Below are 23,325 nucleotides of genomic sequence, written 5' to 3' on the forward strand. Positions count from 1 at the left end.
CATTCGTGCAGGTCGGAACTTACCCGACAAGGAATTTCGCTACCTTAGGACCGTTATAGTTACGGCCGCCGTTTACTGGGGCTTCGATTAAGAGCTTTTCCTTTCGGATAACCCCATCAATTAACCTTCCAGCACCGGGCAGGCGTCACACCGTATACGTCCACTTACGTGTTTGCACAGTGCTGTGTTTTTAATAAACAGTTGCAGCCAGCTGGTATCTGCGACTGGTTTCGGCTGGATCCGCAAGGGATTTTACCTACTAACAGCGTGCCTTCTCCCGAAGTTACGGCACTATTTTGCCTAGTTCCTTCACCCGAGTTCTCTCAAGCGCCTGAGTATTCTCTACCTGACCACCTGTGTCGGTTTGGGGTACGATTAATAATAATTTAGAGCTTAGAGGCTTTTCTTGGAAGCAAAGCATCAGTTACTTCGTCACCTTGATGACTCGTCATCAGATCTTAGTGTACAGTAAACCGGATTTTCCTAGCATACTCACCTACATCTTTAAACCAGGACAACCGTCGCCTGGCTAGCTTAGCTGTCTTCGTCCCCCCATCGCAATTATTACCAGTACAAGAATATTAACTTGTTGTCCATCGATTACGCATTTCTGCCTCACCTTAGGGGTCGACTTACCCTGCCCCGATTAACGTTGGACAGGAAACCTTGGTCTTTCGGCGTGCAGGTTTTTCACCTGCATTATCGTTACTTATGTCAGCATTCGCACTTCTGATACCTCCAGCATGCCTCACAGCAAACCTTCACAGGCTTACAGAACGCTCCCCTACCCAACAATATTAGATATTGCTGCCGCAGCTTCGGTGCATAATTTAGCCCCGTTACATCTTCCGCGCAGGCCGACTCGACCAGTGAGCTATTACGCTTTCTTTAAATGATGGCTGCTTCTAAGCCAACATCTTGGCTGTCTAAGCCTTCCCACTTCGTTTCCCACTTAACTATGACTTTGGGACCTTAGCTGGCGGTCTGGGTTGTTTCCCTCTTCACGACGAACGTTAGCACCCGCCGTGTGTCTCCCGTGATAACATTCTTTAGTATTCGTAGTTTGCATCGAGTTGGTAAGTCGGGATGACCCCCTAGTCGAAACAGTGCTCTACCCCTAAAGATGAATTCACGAGGCGCTACCTAAATAGCTTTCGGGGAGAACCAGCTATCTCCCGGTTTGATTGGCCTTTCACCCCCAGCCACAAGTCATCCGCTAATTTTTCAACATTAGTCGGTTCGGTCCTCCAATTAGTGTTACCTAACTTTCAACCTGCCCATGGCTAGATCACCGGGTTTCGGGTCTATACCCTGCAACTTATTCGCCCAGTTAAGACTCGGTTTCCCTACGGCTCCCCTATATGGTTAACCTTGCTACAGAATATAAGTCGCTGACCCATTATACAAAAGGTACGCAGTCACCTTGATAATTTAAGGCTCCTACTGCTTGTACGTACACGGTTTCAGGTTCTATTTCACTCCCCTTTCGGGGTTCTTTTCGCCTTTCCCTCACGGTACTAGTTCACTATCGGTCAATCAAGAGTATTTAGCCTTAGAGGATGGTCCCCCTATTTTCAGACAAGATAACACGTGTCCCGCCTTACTCTTCGAGCTCACAACATAAGCATTTTTAGATACGGGGCTGTCACCCTTTACTGCCAGTTTTTCCAAACTGTTCTCCTAATACTTACGCAGATTAATGCTCTGGGCTGTTCCCTGTTCGCTCGCCACTACTGAGGGAATCTCGGTTGATTTCTTTTCCTCGAGGTACTAAGATGTTTCAGTTCCCTCGGTTTGCTTCGTTTGACTATGTATTGATCAAACGATAGTGCAACGCATTGCACTGGGTTTCCCCATTCGGATATCGTCAATTATAATGGTTCATATCACCTTACCGACGCTTTTCGCAGATTAGCACGTCCTTCATCGCCTTTGATTGCCTAGGCATCCACCGTGTACGCTTATTCACTTAACCTAACAACCCGAAGATGTTTATATCAGAAAATTTTAGTACTATATAATCAAGCATATATAATATATATATTTAACAAAGCACCTTGTTATGCTTGTCTACTGATGTATTGATGTAGAAATTGCATCACTAGCTTCATTTATCAGATTTAAATTTTATTTGCTTTTCATATTACTAAAAATTAACCTAAAAACTTTAAATTCGAGTTTTAAGAGATTGTTATATTGTTTAGACATACAACAATGTGTGTTGTTTTAATTTTCAGCTTTTCTAAATTATTAAAGATCATAATGATTATATTCACTAAAACAGTTAATTAATCACTATTGAGGTATCGCCTTTTACTTAATAAAAATGCAATTAGCGTCCCCTAGGGGGTTCGAACCCCTGTTACCGCCGTGAAAGGGCGATGTCCTAGACCTCTAGACGAAGGGGACACAAAAATATATTACAAAATATTATTTTGCTATTTTTGTGTATAGGCAACATTTCTCACTAAAAAAAATAAAGCACAAAGTAGTTTATGTTATGTTTGCCTCCCACAAGTTTATATATTGCTTATTTGTTATCATACAATCTACGTGAACACTGTTAATGAATATTTTATAATCATCAAATAACTTAATAAAAATTTTATAATGACTTGATAACAATTTTATATTAATTAAATATTTATTTTATTAATTCTATTCAATAAATATTGATACATATCATTTAAACACATTCAATTATAAATTTTTATATAAAATGATCAAAATTCTAAGGTCATAGAATACAGAACAAAATTAAAGATTTTCATTGTATATATTTTTAAAATACTATTTTCATATATACTATTTCAGCAGTTATGTAAAGATCATTATCAAGATTATACTTTCTTAAAGTAACCTGTTTTTTATTTTTACTTTATTTAGTTTATTGTTAATATATTATGAACGGTTCACTAATATAACACATTAATACAAATTATAAATTTTCATACTTTTAAAGTTTTTTAATATTTTTTTAAATTATTTTAATTTGCACTATGCGTCATAATTTTAAAATACGAATTAACAGATCGTTTATGAAACGTGTTGCTTAATTAAGAAACTTATATGAAATCACATTTGATATGAGGTTAATGATACTTTGAATTATTATAATCAGTTGTTGATAACACTAACGTCAATATGTCATTGATTAAAATTCTAAAAATATGATATTATTTAATCAAATTTGTATTGATTGTTATAATAAATACAATACTGTTTTTACTGGAAAAACTAAGTAGTACTGTAATGAAGATTTTTAATAATTTTTTTATTATAGTAGCTTTCTATATATTATATAATACTTATCTATCTGTTTTTTGTCAATAACAAGGAAATTTTAGTTATTTCTCAACTTGTATTTTTAATTGACATGTCAGAGTCACAACACACTTTAATTAAGTTTGTTAATTAAAAGTTTTTTCATTTTTTAAAACATTATTGATTATCATAGTTTAAATTTTTTATGATAATAAATTAATTAAAAGTCACTTTTAAACACACTTTTAAAAGTATACATTAATATTGTCTGATAGCATCTTCAGTGATTACACAGATTGTTAGATAAATTTTTAAAGAGCGTTACAACTTATTTTTTAATTCTAACCACTGAGGTTACCGTCGACGAATAACCTACTGTATGTTTTTTCTCATCAAGAGTCAAGCTTTTTTTTCGCTAATCTTTTTAGATTCTCTGAAATATATTTTCATCTTGTGTCTGCTAATTTTTAATGTTTTTACATTAAATGATCATGAGAAAATAAATCATCATATTATAAAGAAAATAAAAAGTTTTTGCAACTTTTTTATTTTCTTTCTGTTCTTAAATTTTTATTTCAATAATAATAATTCAAACAATAAAAATGTTCAATAAATAGTCTCTTTAAAAACTACTTAAAACATATATAGAGCAACTCTATATTATTTCTAAAATCAGTTCATGCTCTTTCAATTCAGCAAAAAGAGAATAGATAGTAGTTCAAAAATTAAAAACAGTTATTCAATGTGAATCTTTATTTTTTTATTTTCTACATTGAGTAATATTGTCAAGTCTACAAAAGTTATGCTCAACAATTAAACATTTTTTAAAATTTACTAGTATAGACTTTTTACGTAATTACTATAATTAACAATTATACTCATAATATGATATACACACTATATCAAAGTATGTCACTCATGTAAATAATATCTAGTATCTACTAACATAGTCGTAATATATGATTTTATTTTTATAAACTATCAGTTATCTAAAATCTATGTATGTGCAGAGATTATTTATTATTACTCCAAGTACATGAAGTAAATATTAGATTTCTCTAGATAATTATCTAAAAAATAATTTTTATTTTCTTCAATATCTATATTCAATCTATATTGGTGGTATTAATATCTTGATGAATATTATTATAAAAGTAGTTTTAACATACTCTACAGAGCTGATAAAGACTTTATTAACTTTATATTTTCACATATACTCCAGAACAGATGAAATCTATTTAAAAATTTCTTTTTTAAAATTTACAAAATGACATATGAGATGTTCTTTCTAGAGAAAGCATTCAGTAATATAATAATACTGAAAATAAATAGTTAGAATACACAAAAAAACACATTATATAACAGTATTACTCTTAAAGAGAGTACACTTAAGGTAAATGATAAACAAAATCTAATTTATTTAAATATTGTTCAACTAATATTTAGTAATATAGATATTGTGTATTATTATAAACATACAATTATTATATTGAAGAAATTTTCATAAATTCTTCATTTATTTATACAAATCACGCTTTAAATTTTCATTTTTACCTATTAGAAAAATAAATTTTTAGAATAAAGATCATAATATGTTAATTTTTAAAAAACTCAAAATTTGAGATAAATTACATATAATTCATGCATTAAAAATGTCTATATCTTTCACGTTTTCACTGTTACAAGTAGTAAATTCAATCTACACTATCAGATAAAAATATAGATACATGATGATTTTTAATGGAGTAATATAACAAAAAATCAAATAGTTAAAAAGTAATATATAGAGTTTTAAAACGCTAAAATACACTAATAATATATATAAGCTAATATTTTATATTTCATTATTAAGTTTTTATAAGTATCGATTTTATTTTTTAAGCAACAAGAGATCTGTTTTTTATTATATACTCATATACGCAGTTATTTATAATAAATTTTAAGCTTTAAAGTAACATGTATCAGTTATTATAATGTATATTATTCCAATTTTTTTGATAATAATTTAACATATACTACATATAAAAAAGAACATCTATACTAATAGACTAGTCTTTGTTTCTATCCAGCTAACTCCAAATGTAGATATTAGTCAATTCAAAATACGGTTTATTTTTATAATTAAAGCAAGAAGATACTTCTATAAACTTTATAAAAAAATAAAAACCTTAAAATATTAATACTATCATAACCATTCATTATATAAATTAAAAAAATTAATATAAATGTGCTAAGTGATAAGATAGATTGCTGAGAACTATAGTATCTGAGTTATTTTATATGCAATGTCTAATCTTGCCGAAATATTACTAATCTATCAAACAATAGTAATGTTCATAACATTTTTTCTTTTCTTTCAGTGCCTTCATTGTGAAGATGTGATTTTATACTCTTTCACAGCAAATATAAAAACGAAAATCTTTATAATTACTATCATTACCTTTATCAATGTACGATGCACCGAACTAATTTTTCTCATGATGGCATGGATATTTTAATTATTGTTTTTCTCTGATCATTTAACACTAGAATAAAGTTTCTCTATTTACAGATTTACTTAAGTACGTTTTCTTCATAGACAAGTCTTAACCCGATTGAAAATTACGATTGTCTAGCATGACAATAAGAATCTTAATTTTTTATATTATATAAAACATCTTTTACGAATCAATTGGAAAGTTCTTGTATTATTTAGGATTACTTCTCAATATTATTGGCTTTTATCTGAGATATGCTCTTATTGAATAAATAATTTCATAACGAAATAAAACTAATATTTATAATATGCTAAAAATGTATTTTCGTTAAGTCATTTTAAAATATTAAAAAATTTTAATGACCTGTATTCAATGAATCATTATTATAAATATAATTTAATGTACAGAAATCACATGTATTTAAGTGATTTATCATATATATTCAATAATTTACCAGATCATAGAATATCTATCATCAGTAAAATTATGATTAATGTAGGGTAAGTTTAGTTAATAATCAAAGTGAACAGTAGTACAACAATATGCTTTTTGTTGATCATCATGTAAAGTTTGAACTCAATACTTTTACTCTGTTTTATCTTTCTTGTATTAATAATAGATCAGTAAAAAGGGTTTTTAGTAGTTTTCTAATTCTTGAGGTTTGTTTAACTATCTCTAGCTTTTATAACATTTATTAAATTTTATTTTCCCACTATATATTCATTACAATGGATTAGCTATCACTTGTAATATTTAGATTTTGATAGAAGACTTTATATTACCAATAGTATCTTAAATGGATAAAATTAACTTAATAATCTATTAATATACCAATATTCTATTTAATCGTAATAATATGTATGTTTTTTATATACTGAGTATTATAATCCTAAAAACAGCTACTCATCAACTTAGAGGCAGAATCTCAGCAGTCTCTGACTAGATAAAAAATAACGAAATAGATTCTAAGTAAATAGTATAAAATCTTGAATAAAAAATAAAATACAAGAACTAAAATTGCTACATCTAAGAAAATATGTAAATCAATGATTAATTCAGCATCATAATTTATAATTAAGTTGTTCATGCTGTCTATACTTTAAATAATCTAGAAAATAGTTATTGAAAGTACAAATAAAATAAGACCATTTAATATATTATGCGTAAAAAACAATCACTGCATCTAGTTTGGTTCCGTAACGACCTTAGGATAACTGATAATAAAGCACTGTCATTTGCTTGCACTGACCCTCAAGCAAAAGTCATTGCTTTATTTATCGCTACACCGGAACAATGGAAAAAACATGATATATCCCTCCGACAAATTACTTTTATACATCAAAATCTAATGGCATTACGTAATGCGCTTGCTCAATTAGGCATTCCATTAATTTGCCAAACGTTGTCTAATTTTTTACAATCTAGAGAATATGTACTTGAATTTTCTAAAAAAAAAACATTGATGCATTATTTTTTAATTATCAATATGAATTAAATGAACGCAATCGGGATGAATGGATTATGATGCAACCACATTTATTTCATATTTATGCTTTTGATGACGCTCTGCTTTTACCTCCAAAATCAGTGAAAAACCAAAACGGAAAAATGTATAAAATCTATACCCCATTTAGACATGCATTCCTATCACGACTTGCTCTAACTGATTTTCAGTCCTTACCAAAACCTAAACCACGAACACAAAATATTACTATCGAAAAAATAACATCTTTATTTGAATATACCGTGATCAATATAGCTCCAAATTTCCCAGCAGGAGAATTCGCTGCATTAAAAAAACTTGAAAAATTTTGCCATGACATAGTTCAGCACTACCAAGAACACCGAGACATTCCTGCATTAGATGGAACTAGCCAATTATCCCCTTATTTAGCTATTGGAGTATTATCACCACGTCAATGTCTAAACCAATTAATCGCTAAAAACCCTCAAGTGTTTAATACTATCAACAGTGGTTCATTTACTTGGCTTAATGAACTTATTTGGCGTGAATTTTACCATCACTTATTAGTTACTTTTCCAGGTCTATGTTGTCATCAACCCTTTATTCCATGGACTCAATGCATTCCATGGAGCACCTCTAAGATTTATTTTGAAATATGGAAAAAAGGACTCACAGGTTATCCTATTGTTGATGCTGGCATGCGTCAATTAAATGCAATAGGTTGGATGCATAACAGAGTAAGGATGATTAGTGCTAGTTTTTTAACTAAAGATTTATTAATTAATTGGCGTCTTGGTGAGAAATATTTTATGCAGCAATTAATTGATGGAACACTTGCTGCCAATAATGGAGGCTGGCAATGGGCCGCTTCAACTGGCGTCGACGCTTCACCTTGGTTTCGGATTTTTAATCCAACTACACAAGGTAAAAAATTTGATCCTCAAGGTAAATTTGTTCGTGCTTGGTTACCAGAACTACGTGTAGTTCCAGACAAATATATTCATACTCCTCATGAGTGGGCTACAAAAAACCGCATTGCATTGAACTATCCAACACCAATAGTTAATCATCAACATGCCAGACTCATCACGCTAAATGCCTTTAAAACAGGAAAGCTAAAACACTCCACAATATACTTAAAATATCACAAGTATTTTTAAGTATGTGGATTAAATCTATCTATCTTAAATCGAGTTTAGATTATTATGTTTTTATTTGAAAGTATTATTATATTTAATACAAACCCTTGCATGAAACACACATACATAATAACTGTCTTAGTTTAAAACATATTTTAGTTATTAATTTTTTCTGCTAAAAAAAATCACGGTCAGAATGAAATTATCTAATTATCTCTTACTTAAGCATATTGTATCTTGTATTTATCATATTAAATCATTCAAATCATTTAGATCATTATGCGATTTTTACTTTACTAATTCTCTACACACAGATCAAAAATAATAGTACAATTTAATAATGATTGAAGTAACAGTTTATTACTAAATGATCAAGATTTACACTTATAATCTCTAATATCTCTTTTAAATAAATTAAAAAACCTTATTTAAAACTTGCACTAAAGAGGCATGAATTGCATTCAATATATGCTTATTAATACTAAAATAACTATTAATAATAAACTTAGTAAGTTAAAATATTAGTTAATAAAAATAGTTAATAAATTTACATCAAGAACTTTTCGGTAATACTGGCGACTCAATATAAAATATTTATTAATACAGTACATCAAATAACGACTAAGATTTTCTTATAGCCATCTTTATAGATCTTGTTTATATATATTCGAGAATGTTTTTTAATACTGCACGAATTCTAATATAGTTAAATTTGTAGTAAAAACTAATATTTTCAATGAAGTTTATTAAAATTAAGTAAAAGTTTTACATAAACATGAACAATATCCTTAACATTTAATAAGAATCAAAATATTGTAAGTTCGATAGCTGTAAATAAAGTAATTCATCATGAACATTCACTAAAATATGTGGATCTAACAAGCTTCGTGTTACGTTATTAGACCGTAAATAACAAAGAGTATTGTCTTATCAGTTTCACTATTACTATTCACATATATATAACACTGAGCTTTTACTATAAAACCCAGTGTCTTAACAATTGTAACATAATTTCAGCTATACTGATAATATAATTATATTTTCTTAATATATTTAAGAATAATCTATTATATGATTCTATTATAATTTATTATAACCAATAAAAACTTATTTAATTGAATTAAGTATTGTTTCAGTCATAATCATAATGTACTTACTAAAAATTACTAGCATCACTGAATACACCATATTTATTTTTACTTATAAATAAAAATTATATTACTAATAGTACTTTCTTTAAAATTATCAAAATTTTCTTAATAAGTTGAAAAAAATATTGATCTATATGAATGATATTCGACGAAATATCAATAATTACATGCTGAAATCAAACGTTAGCTTATTTGCAGAGAATTTAAGCAATCTTTTTAAGATTCTTGCTAATTTATTTTTAAGTCATTCAAAAGTTTTCATCTTGAAAGATTAGTGATTAGTTTTAGCGCATGTAATATTAATTATTATTATTCATTCTGTTATTGATCCAGATAATTATTTTAGAATATATCGCATTATAATCTAGATACGTTACTGTTAACTTAGTATAGACAAATAACATCCATGTTAATGCAGCATGACTAGATATATTAGTCACCCTGCATTAACTTACAGTAAAAATAACTATACTAAGAAAGCATTTAATAAGTAGAGAAAAGGTATATTTAACGACGATTTCTATTCGAAACATAAGGTATCAATAATGGGTACTTGCTAGTGATTTTTTTTAAAAAATATATATTACCTTGATTTTTAAACTATAGAAAATAAAATATAAAAAAACAAAACTAAACTTATTAAAAAGAGTATTTAAAATATAATTTATTAGATTTTGTGTCACTAAAATAGTAACGTTAACACAACTTTCGTGATCATTAATTTAAGCAATCTTAAAAATTTAGATATAATGAGTGAGAAGCATGAGGTAAATAAAAACTTTCGATATTAAACGAGTATTTATAGTATATATTCACAGTCTAATCTGAACAATTATAAGAATAATAGAGAATATCACTCACAGACGCAGTCACTGAATAACTTTAATTTTTAGAAAAATTAATAGTATACATCAAACATATACAGACATAATAGTTATATTAGTTTAATATTGACAATAGTGTCTATCATATATTTGATGAAATCATTGTTATAGTAAAATAACATTATATGTTCAATGCAATTTCAAATCTCTAGATTTGTCAAACATATATTGAGTTTATTGGACAATATTGCTAAATACTGAAAAACTATAAAAAGTTTTAAATACAGCTTTACATTTATCAGTCTAAGATTCATTATTTTTCTGTAAAAATACTAAATAACTTAAGACTTACCTAAAAGTCATCACTGATAAATATTTATATTCATCATCTATTTATACATCGTATGTTAAAATTTAATAATATTAGTAAATTACACCAAATACCGCAATACATTATATGCTAATAATATATATGATTGGTATTAAATACTGAAAATATACATAATTATCAATTAATTAATGAATTTTATTGTAAATCGTCATGTAAGAATCACAACTCTTTTTCTAAAAATCTTCAATATCAATTGACTACAAAGATTAATCTCGATACTGATAAATATACAATAACAATAACAATAACAATAACAATAACAATAACAATACATTATTCTATAAAATAGTTTAACGTTAATACAATAATTAATTACTAATAATTGTATTGTACTAATTCAAAACATTGCAAATCATTGAATATGTACAATAGTACAGTAATATCGATTTTAAAAAACTCAAGATAAAATTTAATTAGCATAAAGAAAGTTACTTATACGGATCTAAGACTAACCATTGACTTATAGTTAAAAATTGTTTTGATATACATTATTATCCACAACTTAAAGTTGTGCATAATATAAATAAAAAATCAATTCCCTATAAAATAAATATTTCACTTGACTATTCTCTTAAAGTTCATAATAAACGCTTGCTAAGTTCTTGTAACTCATCTCTCACCTTTTCTGCCGCTTTAAACTCTAAACATTGCGCATGTTGATGCATTTTTACTTCTAACTGAGCAATACGCTGTTCAAGCTCTTTTTTAGAAATCACTTGAGTATCATTGTCTTGATTTTCCTTCTTATCATTTTTACTACAATTTTTGGTTATAACAGATGATTTATAATTAAAATATTGAATATCCGATACTTTTTTATTCAAACCTTTTGGAACAATACCATGCTTCTGATTGAACTCAAGTTGTTTAACTCGGCGGCGCTCAGTCTCTCGAATCGCATTTTGCATCGACTTAGTTACTCGATCACCATATAAAATTGCTTTACCATTAAGGTTACGTGCTGCACGTCCAATAGTCTGTATTAATGAACGTTCAGAACGTAAAAAACCTTCTTGATCGGCATCTAGAATAGCCACTAAAGAGACCTCCGGTATATCCAAACCTTCTCGAAGTAAGTTTATCCCTACAAGCGCATGAAATTGACCCAAACGAAAATCTCGAATAATTTCAATTCGATCTATTGTATCAATATCCGAGTGTAGGTAACGCACTTTTTCACCGTGTTCTGAAAGATACTGAGTCAAGTTTTCTGCCATACGTTTTGTAAGCGTAGTCACAAGAACACGTTCATTTTTTTTTGCTAGAACATGAATTTCAGAAAGTAAATCATCTATTTGTGTTACTACTGGACGTATTTCAATAATAGGATCAAGCAATCCTGTAGGCCTAATCACTTGCTCAATAACTTTTTCACCCGATTTTTGTATTTCATAGTCACCAGGCGTTGCAGACACATAAATAGTTTGAAGTGACAATGCTTCAAATTCTTCAAAACACATTGGTCTATTATCTAATGCAGAAGGCAAGCGAAAACCATATTTAACCAATGTTTCTTTACGAGAACGATCACCTTTATACATCGCGCATATTTGTGGAATAGTAACGTGTGACTCATCTATTACTAGCAAACCATTGACAGGAAGATAATTAAATAAAGTAGGCGGTGCTTCACCTGGCGCACGACCCGATAGATATCGCGAGTAATTTTCAACACCTGAACAATAACCAATTTCATTCATCATTTCAAGATCGAATTGTGTGCGCTGAGTAATGCGCTGTTCTTCAACTAATTTATTATTTTTTAGGAATTCTCTCCGCCTATCAAGCAATTCTACTTTAATATTTGATATCGCTTCTAAAATACGGTCTCTTGGCGCCACATAATGTGTTTTAGGGTAAAGAGTAAAACGTGAAATACGATATTGAATATTACCAGTTAATGGATTAAATAAAGAGAGACGCTCAACTTCTTCATCAAATAGTTCAATCCTTAACGCATGCTCATCAGATTCAGCTGGGAAGATATCAATCACTTCGCCACGCACTCGAAAAGTCCCTCGTGTAAAGACTTGATCATTGCGTATATAATGCAGTTCGGCTAAACGACGTAAAATTGAGCGTTGATCAATTATCATACGCTCAGTCAAATGCAAGAGCATTTGCATGTAGCTATTGGGATCCCCTAAACCATAAATTGCAGAGACAGAAGCTATAACAATAACATCACGCCGTTCAAGAAGTGCTTTAGTTGCAGATAGACGCATCTGTTCTATATGCTCATTGATAGATGAGTCTTTTTCAATAAAAGTATTAGAACTGGGTACATACGCTTCTGGTTGATAATAATTATAATAAGAAACAAAATATTCAACTGAATTTTCTGGAAAAAAAGCTTTCATCTCACTATAGAGTTGTGCTGCTAAAATTTTGTTATGAACCATCACTATGGTTGGACGATCTTCTTTTTCGATCACATTTGCAATAGTAAATGTTTTACCTGAGCCTGTTGCACCTAACAAAGTTTGATGAGACAGACCCTTTTGTAAACCCTCAGAAAGAAGATGAATGGCTTCAGATTGATCTCCACTAGGCTGAAAGTCAGAATATAATTTAAATATTTTACTCATTATCTCGCCCGTTAATATCATTATTCCTTACAATACTAACTAAAAACAAACTGTACTTGCTTCATTGCACAATGCTCTATAATCTATTTCATTGTTATTAATAATTAAGTTATGTTTAAATCTTCACGTGAACTAGATTATTTATATATTTTATTCTTAAGATAAATTTTCCACTCTTTTTTAAAATACATCACATCTATTTTAATTTAATATTATCTCAGATAACGAATAAGACTGCTTTAAGGTGTGATAACTTTTTGATAAAAGAAGAATCTTACCTATAAATAATATGAAATTCTACAAATTCTTTATTATTTTTTATTTAAACACTTATTTAAAATTTTCTAAATATACTTCTTACTTTCATGCTCTCAGAATGAGAGAAAATGAAAATAATACAATAGATAAAAGCAAACGAAAATTCATCTAATTGGTTATCAAGCTAATTATAATCATAATTATATTCCACACTCTCATTGAAAGAAATAGAAAATGTTCACACTTAACTCATATTTTTAATAATATTAATAAATAGATGCGAAATAGTTGTATTTTTACTTCCTTAAAATACTTGTATAGTTAGTAATTTCTAACACTAGACAAAACCTTCAATAATATAAAATTAATCAGAGAATATATTTTGCTATATTTCAGAAAAAAATATAATAAAAATTTATATAATTTAGCTGTGTAATTAAACTAATTTTTTAAGTTGTATATTTAGTTTCCTGGATCTATCTGCTTTTCCCAGCTACTAAAACTGTTTAATTTGCTTTTATTATAATATTAACGTATTGATTACCTAATTTGTTAAATTGAATAAAATAAAAAATTAAATTTTTTTAATAAAAAACGAGTTTCAAATAGACTATCATAATCTAAAAAACTGTTGAAATCGCCTACACTAACTAAAAATAATATTATTTATACCACTAATTTAAGATCTATTAGACAGTATGAACAATTAATGTTTAACAACAAAAGACCGACCAGATTGGTAAAACATACAAAGTAAGAAAATCTAATCTTTTAATTTGAATAAACTTTTTCTAATGAACTTACAGGATTTATATTAATATCAGAAAGTGATAATAATAGATTATTTTTGATCCAATAAAATGTATTCAAGAAATATTATTACAATTTTATCAAGAAATCGTTTATTCAGTACAGTTAATTTTAAAATACATATAAAAAATGATAGCGCTAAATTAAATATTATTTTTTAGCTAAGCAACTATATGTGAATACATTTAAGTATTTTCTACGAAAACGAAAACAAGTTCAAAGAACATGTTTCACAAATTAAAGCAACAAAATTCATTGTCTAAGTTTTCTAAATACAACGTACTAAAAACCGTCAATAGCTTCTCTGACGTCATAAAAAAATTAAAAAAAATCCAAACACAAATTGTGAACGCATTTTTATTATAACTATTTTCAGTTATCAATGATATCAAATCTAACATGATAATCTCAATAAAGTTTAATGTCATCTCACAGAGAGTGATATAATATGTTACAAGCATAAAAGATATCGCTTTTCTAATTTTTTGCAAGCATACATAACGTCTTAATACAATTCTTATAACAGAAAGTTAATTCAATATCATTCTATAAAACTTTAGAATAAAAAGATCTTTTTTAGAAGATGAGCATTATAAATATATAAATAAACTGCTAATCCATCATTCAATTAACACGTCGCATGTAAATGGTAATGAACTTCTCTATAGTATATGAACAATTTTTAAATACAGCTAAGTAACTAAAGAATAATTATCATAAAAATAAAGATTATATTACTAATATAAACTTTGATTTTCAATCATAAACTTAAGCGTAAGTTTTTTTAAGTAACCGACTGACAGAATAAATATCTTAAAAATTTTCAGAATCTTTTATCAATATGAAAATTTTATGTATTTTATGAGAATAAATGCTTATATTCTTGATATTTTTAGAAAAAAATTATTATATCGATTTTATTTTTTAGTAAATAAAATTATATATTCTTAGCTTTAATATCCATGAAATTTTTCTATACTGTTGTATATTTTTAAAATCAATGGTCTATCAACTAAATTATTCTTAATAATTTTCCATCCAAATGCCATGAATTACTATCTTAAACTGTAAAAACATCAACCATGAAAACAAAATTAAAGCTTGCAGGAATAATTATTAAAAGCAATAAGTATCAAGGATGATGAAAAAATACAATAAGAACGATGTGATCATTTTAATAATCATTAACACACACATCATTAAGACTACGCATAAATTTAATAAACATGATAATTTAGGTAAAATAGCTATTTAATATCAAAAAACTACATCATTAAGCATGTTAAAGTTTTTTACAACCGTATAGTCATAAGATCCACGTATCACAAATACAATATCTAAAGATTGTTAAATGTATGAAAAGATTATCAATATAAGTACAGAGTTTTCTAAATAATAATAACTATTGAGTTGAAACATGTTCTACTTTATATTATATACTATATGTGATATTTAAACTAAAAAATAATACACTCCATATTTGCAATATATAACCCAAAGAATGAAATTAATTAAATATATTTTGATTCACTAAAAATATCGTAAAATATACAAAAGAAATAAAAATCTTTAAAGATATTTTGTTAATTGCACACTTTAATATTTCTTGTCTTTATTTTATGAAAAAATACTAAATACTTTTCTTCTTAAAGTAAAGAGAGATCGATAAACTTCCCAAGTTTTATTATAAATTCAGGATTATGATATGGAATCAGACCAAGACAAGGAGCGGAAATTAACCGATGTAAATTTTTTAAATACTCTACTTGATAATACATGATAGACGCAATCTCATTTCCCACCCAACCTACTAAATCTAATCCTGAATATTTAATCGATTCAACTGTTAATAAAGCATGATTTATACAACCGAGTTTAAGACCAATGACTATAATCACAGGCAATTCCTGTAAAATAACCCAATCTGCATATTTTTTCTCTACAGATAATGGTGTATACCAACCACCAGCACCTTCAATAAATACCCATTCTGCCTTTAATTGTAAATTTCTTAGTCCTTCACTCATGACAGAAAACTCAATAGGCTTCCCTGTTTTTTCACTAATAATGTGCGGACATGTAGATGCTTCAAACAAAATAGGGTTCACTTCATTATATCTCAATGAGACACTACTATTTTTTTGTAATAAACACGCATCATTATTACGTAACCCATATTTTGTCATCTGACCACCTGATGCAATTGGCTTATAACCTGCAGTACTAAAACTACACTGATTAGCAGCTTGCAATAAAGCACAGGTCGCTACTGTTTTACCAATTTCAGTATCTGTACCTGTCACAAAATAAGTTTTAGTCATGATAAATTACCCCAATAATATTAAAATAGTTGATACAAATACGATATCTAAAAAAAATAAGATAAATACAAAAGACCATTTTAGTTTTTTCATTCATTCTTTCTTTTAACTAATCGTTTAACGTGTTGCACAGATACTTTTAAAAAACAACTCACATTACAAATTAGAAAGACATAGTATATCGAGTTATATATTAACTAATAAGGGAATATTTCATCACTAACCTTTATTATTTTATCAGTAAAAACATTATCTACATATAATTGTCTATCCAGAACTATCTAAATGTACAATAGTTTTTGCAATAGATTTATTCTATAACGTAATAAATATAATTCTACCACTAGTATTATTAACTACGATATATAGTTTAGAGAAAACTTTTATGAAAATTATGATAAAATCATAAACCAAAGTTACAAATAATACAATTGATCGCTTTTCCGTTATTAAATAATTTCAAAAACTAATGCTACAAGCAGTATTATTATTTTTAGTCTATAATTTTATATTGTTCTAAATTCTAATGAATATATAAAGTAATAATTATTTACTGTTCTTAATCAAAGACTACATACCTATAATGTTTAATGTGTTATTGTAAACACTACTATTTTTTATTTTTAATCACTATATAATTAAAATCATATAGAAATTCTGGTAATTTATTGATTTTTATTAATGATCAACAGAATCTAACCTAATACTTAGAAATGAACATTATATAAGAGAAACAGATAATAACATAATCTATATTTATCACCATTTAAGGTAAAAATAAAAAATCTTTAGAAGTTTATTATTACTGAATATAATCATGGTTATATTGCAGTTGAAAACGCTTCTATCTGCATCGCACTACGTTCTATATTTTACTACAATAGATTGACATTATTATTCAATTCTGTAGAACTGAATTTATTTTTTTATTTACATACATGGCATATACATCAAGCGCTCACCTAAAATAGCATTAATTATAGTATAGAATAGAGAATATATACTTAAATTAGGTCATAAAATACGTGTCTATAAACAGTAATCATCATACTAATTCAAAAAAACTATTTACTGAATATAACTATAAATGATGTATACTTTCTTCACAAAGATCTGACAATAACTACACATTCTCTTTCCCTGAAATTACAGTCTTTATATCAAAGCTGTAAATCTTCATTATTTTATCATCTATTATACATCAATCTGCTTGTCAAAGAATCTGAAATACATCATCACGATTCATACTCACAGTCTCTTATGAATCAATAACTTTTTACATTCATCATAATATTTTCTTTTATCATAAACAACAGTGTTATAAGTAAAGAAAATATATTATCATGAAATAAAATATTCATGCTTTAAAATTAAAAACAAAGAAGAAGTTTATCAGACAAAATGTAAAACTTGGGTAATATCTACCCATGTTTATTAGTTAATAATAAATCTAAACTTCATAACAATGTTTATGGACAATTTAAGTAATGAAGCCATCTACTTTAAAGTTTTTAAGCTAAGAAAAACCAGTAATACTTTTATACTGCTACTTCCTATTTAAGAAGATATCTTCCACTGTATGAATAATCATTCAATAAATTTTAAATCTTGATTTAAACTTCAACAATCATTTCCTTAAAAATTTCAGTAAGTGCAACTCTTAATTCGTAACATGACCGTTCCTTAAATTAATATGAGTATTTTAATAACATTATATACTCTACTGACGGTAAGATAATTGTAACTAGATGAATAACGTCTCACTCATTATATAGCTGCATTATAAAACTGCTGATCACCTTCGGTTTGTATTTTTTCAGTTAATTCTACCGTTTTCAGATTTTTATCATTAGTCATCTCAATGGATTCAGGATGAATGTTAAGTTTTCTAAATAGTGCTAAATCTTTATTTTCATCTGGGTTAGCTGTAGTTAAAAGTTTACAACCATAAAACACTGAATTAGCACCAGCCATAAAGCAAAATGCTTGAGTTTGCTCATTCATATATTCACGGCCTGCTGATAATCTAACATAAGAAGTTGGCATCATAATTCTAGCAACGGCAATAGTACGAATAAAATCAAAAGCATCAAGATCTTTATTTTTTGCCATAGGCGTGCCTTCAACTTTCATTAACATATTAATTGGCACACTTTCTGGCGGCTTAGAAAGATTAGCAAGCTGAACCAATAAAGAAGCTCTGTCACTAATTTTTTCACCAAGACCTAAAATACCACCAGAACAGATATTAATACCTGCTTTTCGCACATTTTCTAAAGTATCTAAGCGATCTTGATAGGTGCGAGTTGTGATTATGTTTCCATAATATTCTGGCGAGGTATCGAGATTATGGTTGTAATAATCAAGACCCGCCTCAGCAAGACGCTGTGCTTGTTTATAATTAATCATCCCTAACGTCATACAAGTATCCATTCCAAGAGATTTTACCTCTTTAACTATTGTTTCAAGATACGGTATATCTCGATCATGCGGGTTACGCCATGCTGCTCCCATACAAAAACGAGTTGAACCTGCTTTTTTTGCTTTTTTTGCTGATTCTAACACTTGCTGAACTTCCATGAGACGTTCTGTTGCTAATCCTGTTTTATAACGAGCACTTTGTGCGCAGTATTTACAATCTTCAGGACAAGCGCCTGTTTTAATTGAAAGTAAAGTGCTAACTTGAATTTTTTGAGGGTTAAAATGTTGACGATGAATTTGTTGAGCCTGAAATAAAAGTTCAAAGAAAGGCATTGAAAACAACTTATTAGCTTCTTTAATTGACCATTTTTTAAATTTGATCACGAGTAAGTCTCCATCTGAGAAATGAGTTGCCAGTTTAAATATTGTAGTTATCATGTCAACAAATTAATGATGTAATAACGAATAAGTTAATATAAAATCAAATGAACAATTCTGATATCGTTTTTGATGCCAAGCATATTTGGCATCCTTATACTTCAATGAGCCAACCTATTCCAACTTATCCCATAGTTAAAGCTCAAGGCTCAGAACTCATTATGGCAGATGGAAAAAAATTAGTTGATGGAATGTCTTCTTGGTGGGCAGCCATCCATGGATATAATCATCACGTCTTGAATCAAGCTGTTATTGAGCAACTACAAAAAATGTCCCATGTCATGTTTGGAGGGCTCACTCATCCCGCGGCAATCAGTGTATGTAGACAACTTGTTGAGATTACACCAAAACCGCTTGAATGTGTTTTTTTGGCAGACTCCGGTTCTGTTGCTGTTGAAGTAGCACTCAAAATGGCTCTACAATACTGGCAAGCAAAAGGAGAAAAACGTCAACAAATTTTAACTTTACGTCATGGCTATCATGGTGATACTTTTGGCGCTATGGCAGTTTGCTGTCCTGAGAACTCTATGCATAGCCTCTATAAAGGTTGTTTACCGAAACATATTTTTGTTGATGCGCCACAGTGTGGATTTTACAATCAGTGGAATCATCATTATTTGTCTCCTATTGAAAGAACGCTTTCAGTTTACAATAAAAAAATAGCCGCTATCATTCTTGAACCCATAGTACAAGGTGCTGGAGGAATGCGTTTTTATCACCCTAACTACCTAAAAGGTATAAGATCTTTATGTAATCACTATGGCATATTACTGATTGCCGATGAAATTGCTACTGGATTTGGCCGCACCGGTCAATTATTTGCCTGTGATCACGCTAATATTTTCCCAGACATTATGTGTTTAGGAAAAGCACTTACCGGTGGTTATATGACTCTATCGGCTACAATTACAACACGCCATATTGCAGATACTATCAGTGATGGCATAGCAGGATGTTTTATGCATGGCCCGACGTTTATGGGAAACCCACTTGCATGTGCAGTTGCAAATGCAAGTGTAAAATTATTACTAGAAAATCCTTGGCAAAAAACCGTCACCAAAATTGAACAACAACTTATAAAAGAACTTGCTCCACTAGTTTCTCATCCAGACGTAAAAGATGTACGTATTCTAGGAGCCATTGGGGTGGTTGAAATGCGAGCGCCAGTTAATGCCGTAGAACTTCAGAAAAAATTTATCAAACAAGGTGTTTGGGTGCGCCCTTTTGGGAGGTTAATCTATGTAATGCCACCTTATATTATTTCTTCAGAACATCTTAGTAAACTAACAGAAGCTATTAAGAAAGTAATTAATGTGTAAAATAAATGATCACTGATGCTGACTAAAAGTAAATCTAAATTAAATTTAAAATTAAATAATTATTGTAATTTTATGTTTATAATTTAAATATCAAATATTTAAACCATAAAATTATTTTTCTTGATGGCATTATACGTAAATCTACATTTTAAATCTAAAAAAACTAAACTAAATTCATAATAAAATTTTAAATTACAATACCAAACTAGTTGGATTACTTTTAAAGATTTTTGTAATTAGTGAAATGAAATTATATGTTATATATTTCCTGTATTGCATCATACTCTCTGGAGATCTTGTGCAATCTTAGGTTTTTATTAAAAAATCGCTATAATAATAAAAATTATTTACATATAAAGTTATGTGATTTTTAATGCTGAAATTAATTAAATATTTACATAAAGTATAACGTCTTATGTTTAAATTGTCATATTTCCGTCTATGTAAAACACAGATAAGTTTTTAGGATCAAGCAGTATACAATAAATAGAATCACTTATACCTAACTAACATAAGTAGCCACTCACAACTCGTGATCTTCTTCCATGTTTATATAACAAAATTATTGAAGTATTTATTATATTAAAATATTTATTATTTTTTACATTTTAAAATATCTATGAATGCATATAAAAATATAGAATTTACTCTATTTTATTATAAATCACTATAATATAAATTCTCTTTAATAACAAATAACTTTAAACAAAAATACCACTAAAGTAAAACCCTAAAATTCAGTTCATAAAAAAGATAAATATTGATCAATCATATTGATAGGAAATATAGATATTTTTACTGAATTTTTGTACTGATATCATTTTAATCCATTCAAAAGCATTCACTTTCATGGCTGAATCCATGAAAGAAAAAATTTATTAATAGCAGCGCTAATTAAATAATCTAAAAACATAACATATGCATAAGTAAATTAACTTACTCCTACCACTATAATGTTTCTACTTGTCATAAGAAAATAGCATCCACTAGATACCAATATAGATAATAATTGATAATATCATGAAAAATATAAAAATACTTTAAAAGTTTTTAACATTTAAGATGTAGGAAACGTAAGATGTAGAAAACGTATTTTGAGAATTACTTATTTATTTTTTCTTACTTTACAAAGTCCATAAAATACAGTATATATCTTTTTTACTCAAAATAATACAAAATAGATTATTTTATTCATTATAGTAATATAAAAATTATGTAAAAGATGTCATTATTATATTATATATCATTATCCATATTTTTAATACCTAACTTATAAGTTAAAATTTAGGTTAAGATTAATATCATTTTAATGCAATAATTATATAATAATTTTAAAACATAAAAAATCAATATAAAAATAGAAAGTATTCCATTAATGTGTTTCATTATATTTATATAAAATATAATAATGTAATCACATTACTAATTTCGTAGACAAAAAAATCAAAATTTATATATTAATTATATTTTTAACAAAATCAATAAATATATAATTAATTTCATAATTTAAAGAATGTAAATTATTAAAAATTTTAAAAATTAATTAAAACATTAAATATTACTTAAATAAAAATTTTCTATAATTTTTTTATTTTTCTATCATTTTATATTAAATTATACTTATTATATAAATTATTTATTTATTTTTTAATTAACTATGATAATTACATTAACTATCAAACTAAATTTTTAATTATCTAATATTGACTATTTAAATTTATTAAATATTTTGATTTAATAAAAAATAATAATTAATAAATTAATAAAGTAAATTCAGATATCTAAACATTTCCATTATTACCGATAAACTTAAAAATATTTTCTAATAAAAATATTAGAGAATATATGGGAAATATGATATTCATCGTATTGTTAATATCTAAATAATTTTTTAATCATATAATACCAATTATTCATAAACTTTCATTCCTATCATAATAATCTTATTATATATTTTTACGAATGAATCTATTCAATCTTCATATTCAAAGAAATTTTCTGATACTTTATGTTCGTAATATTTTTATTATGACTAAAATTTTTATCTATAAACTTCAAATATCTATTAAAATATATTATTTCATCCCTAAAATATTTTATATATATCTAAAATACTACTAATGATATATTTAATATGCATGCTCTAAAGAACTAACATTTTATAAAGTTCTTACAAAGTAATAAATAATACAATAAAATACTTTTTTCTAAAAAACATTACTAAACAGTACTGCTTTATATTGATTAATATTTTAAACTAAAATAGGATTATTCGTCATCCCTTATATACAACAACATTTTTTGAACACACTGATTTTTATCAAATAGTAAGTCTTAAATATATTAAAATATTTCTAAGCCTAAACCCAATAATATAGCATGTCTCAATCCGATTGAGAGATATAAAAAGAATTATATTCAAAAAATTTTAATAATATGTAATATTATGATATTAATTC

General features: G+C 27.5%; 4 protein-coding genes, 1 tRNA gene, 1 pseudogene and 1 other annotated feature (1 of these 7 only partly in view). Of the genes and pseudogenes, 2 read left to right on the top strand and 4 right to left on the bottom strand.

What is annotated here, in order from left to right; all coding sequences use genetic code 11:
- Window positions 1-1,975, bottom strand: a sequence feature (mutual gap in cmsearch alignment for this rRNA model is longer than 100); it reaches 681 nt to the left of the window's first position.
- Window positions 1,976-2,336: 361 nt separating this feature from the next.
- Window positions 2,337-2,409 (bottom strand) — tRNA-Glu (locus tag GFV14_RS03245).
- Window positions 2,410-6,900: 4,491 nt separating this feature from the next.
- Between GFV14_RS03245 and phrB the strand changes: the two are divergent.
- Window positions 6,901-8,366: pseudogene (phrB, locus tag GFV14_RS03250) on the top strand (deoxyribodipyrimidine photo-lyase).
- 2,923 nt (window positions 8,367-11,289) lie between these two features.
- On the opposite strand, the gene uvrB reads toward phrB, so the two are convergent.
- The 3 genes from uvrB to bioB all read right to left on the bottom strand — a co-directional run bounded on the left by uvrB (window position 11,290) and on the right by bioB (window position 19,493).
- The gene (uvrB, locus tag GFV14_RS03255) at window positions 11,290-13,299 is read right to left on the bottom strand and encodes an excinuclease ABC subunit UvrB (RefSeq protein WP_457914236.1); all 2,010 of its coding nucleotides are present in this window, start codon (window positions 13,297-13,299) and stop codon (window positions 11,290-11,292) included.
- A gap of 2,714 nt (window positions 13,300-16,013) precedes the next feature.
- Window positions 16,014-16,688, bottom strand: a complete 675-nt coding sequence (bioD, locus tag GFV14_RS03260; RefSeq protein ID WP_457914237.1) for a dethiobiotin synthase — start codon at window positions 16,686-16,688, stop codon at window positions 16,014-16,016.
- Window positions 16,689-18,455: 1,767 nt separating this feature from the next.
- Entirely contained in the window at window positions 18,456-19,493 is a 1,038-nt protein-coding gene (bioB, locus tag GFV14_RS03265; RefSeq protein WP_457914238.1) for a biotin synthase BioB, read from the bottom strand.
- 101 nt (window positions 19,494-19,594) lie between these two features.
- Here bioB and bioA point away from each other — a divergent pair, with 101 nt between their 5' ends.
- On the top strand, window positions 19,595-20,866 hold the full coding sequence (gene bioA, locus GFV14_RS03270) for an adenosylmethionine--8-amino-7-oxononanoate transaminase (protein WP_457914239.1): 1,272 nt from the start codon (window positions 19,595-19,597) through the stop codon (window positions 20,864-20,866).
- The last annotated feature ends 2,459 nt before the right edge of the window (window positions 20,867-23,325 follow it).

It is taken from the genome of Candidatus Hartigia pinicola (assembly GCA_020541205.1).
GTDB lineage: Bacteria > Pseudomonadota > Gammaproteobacteria > Enterobacterales > Enterobacteriaceae > Hartigia > Hartigia pinicola.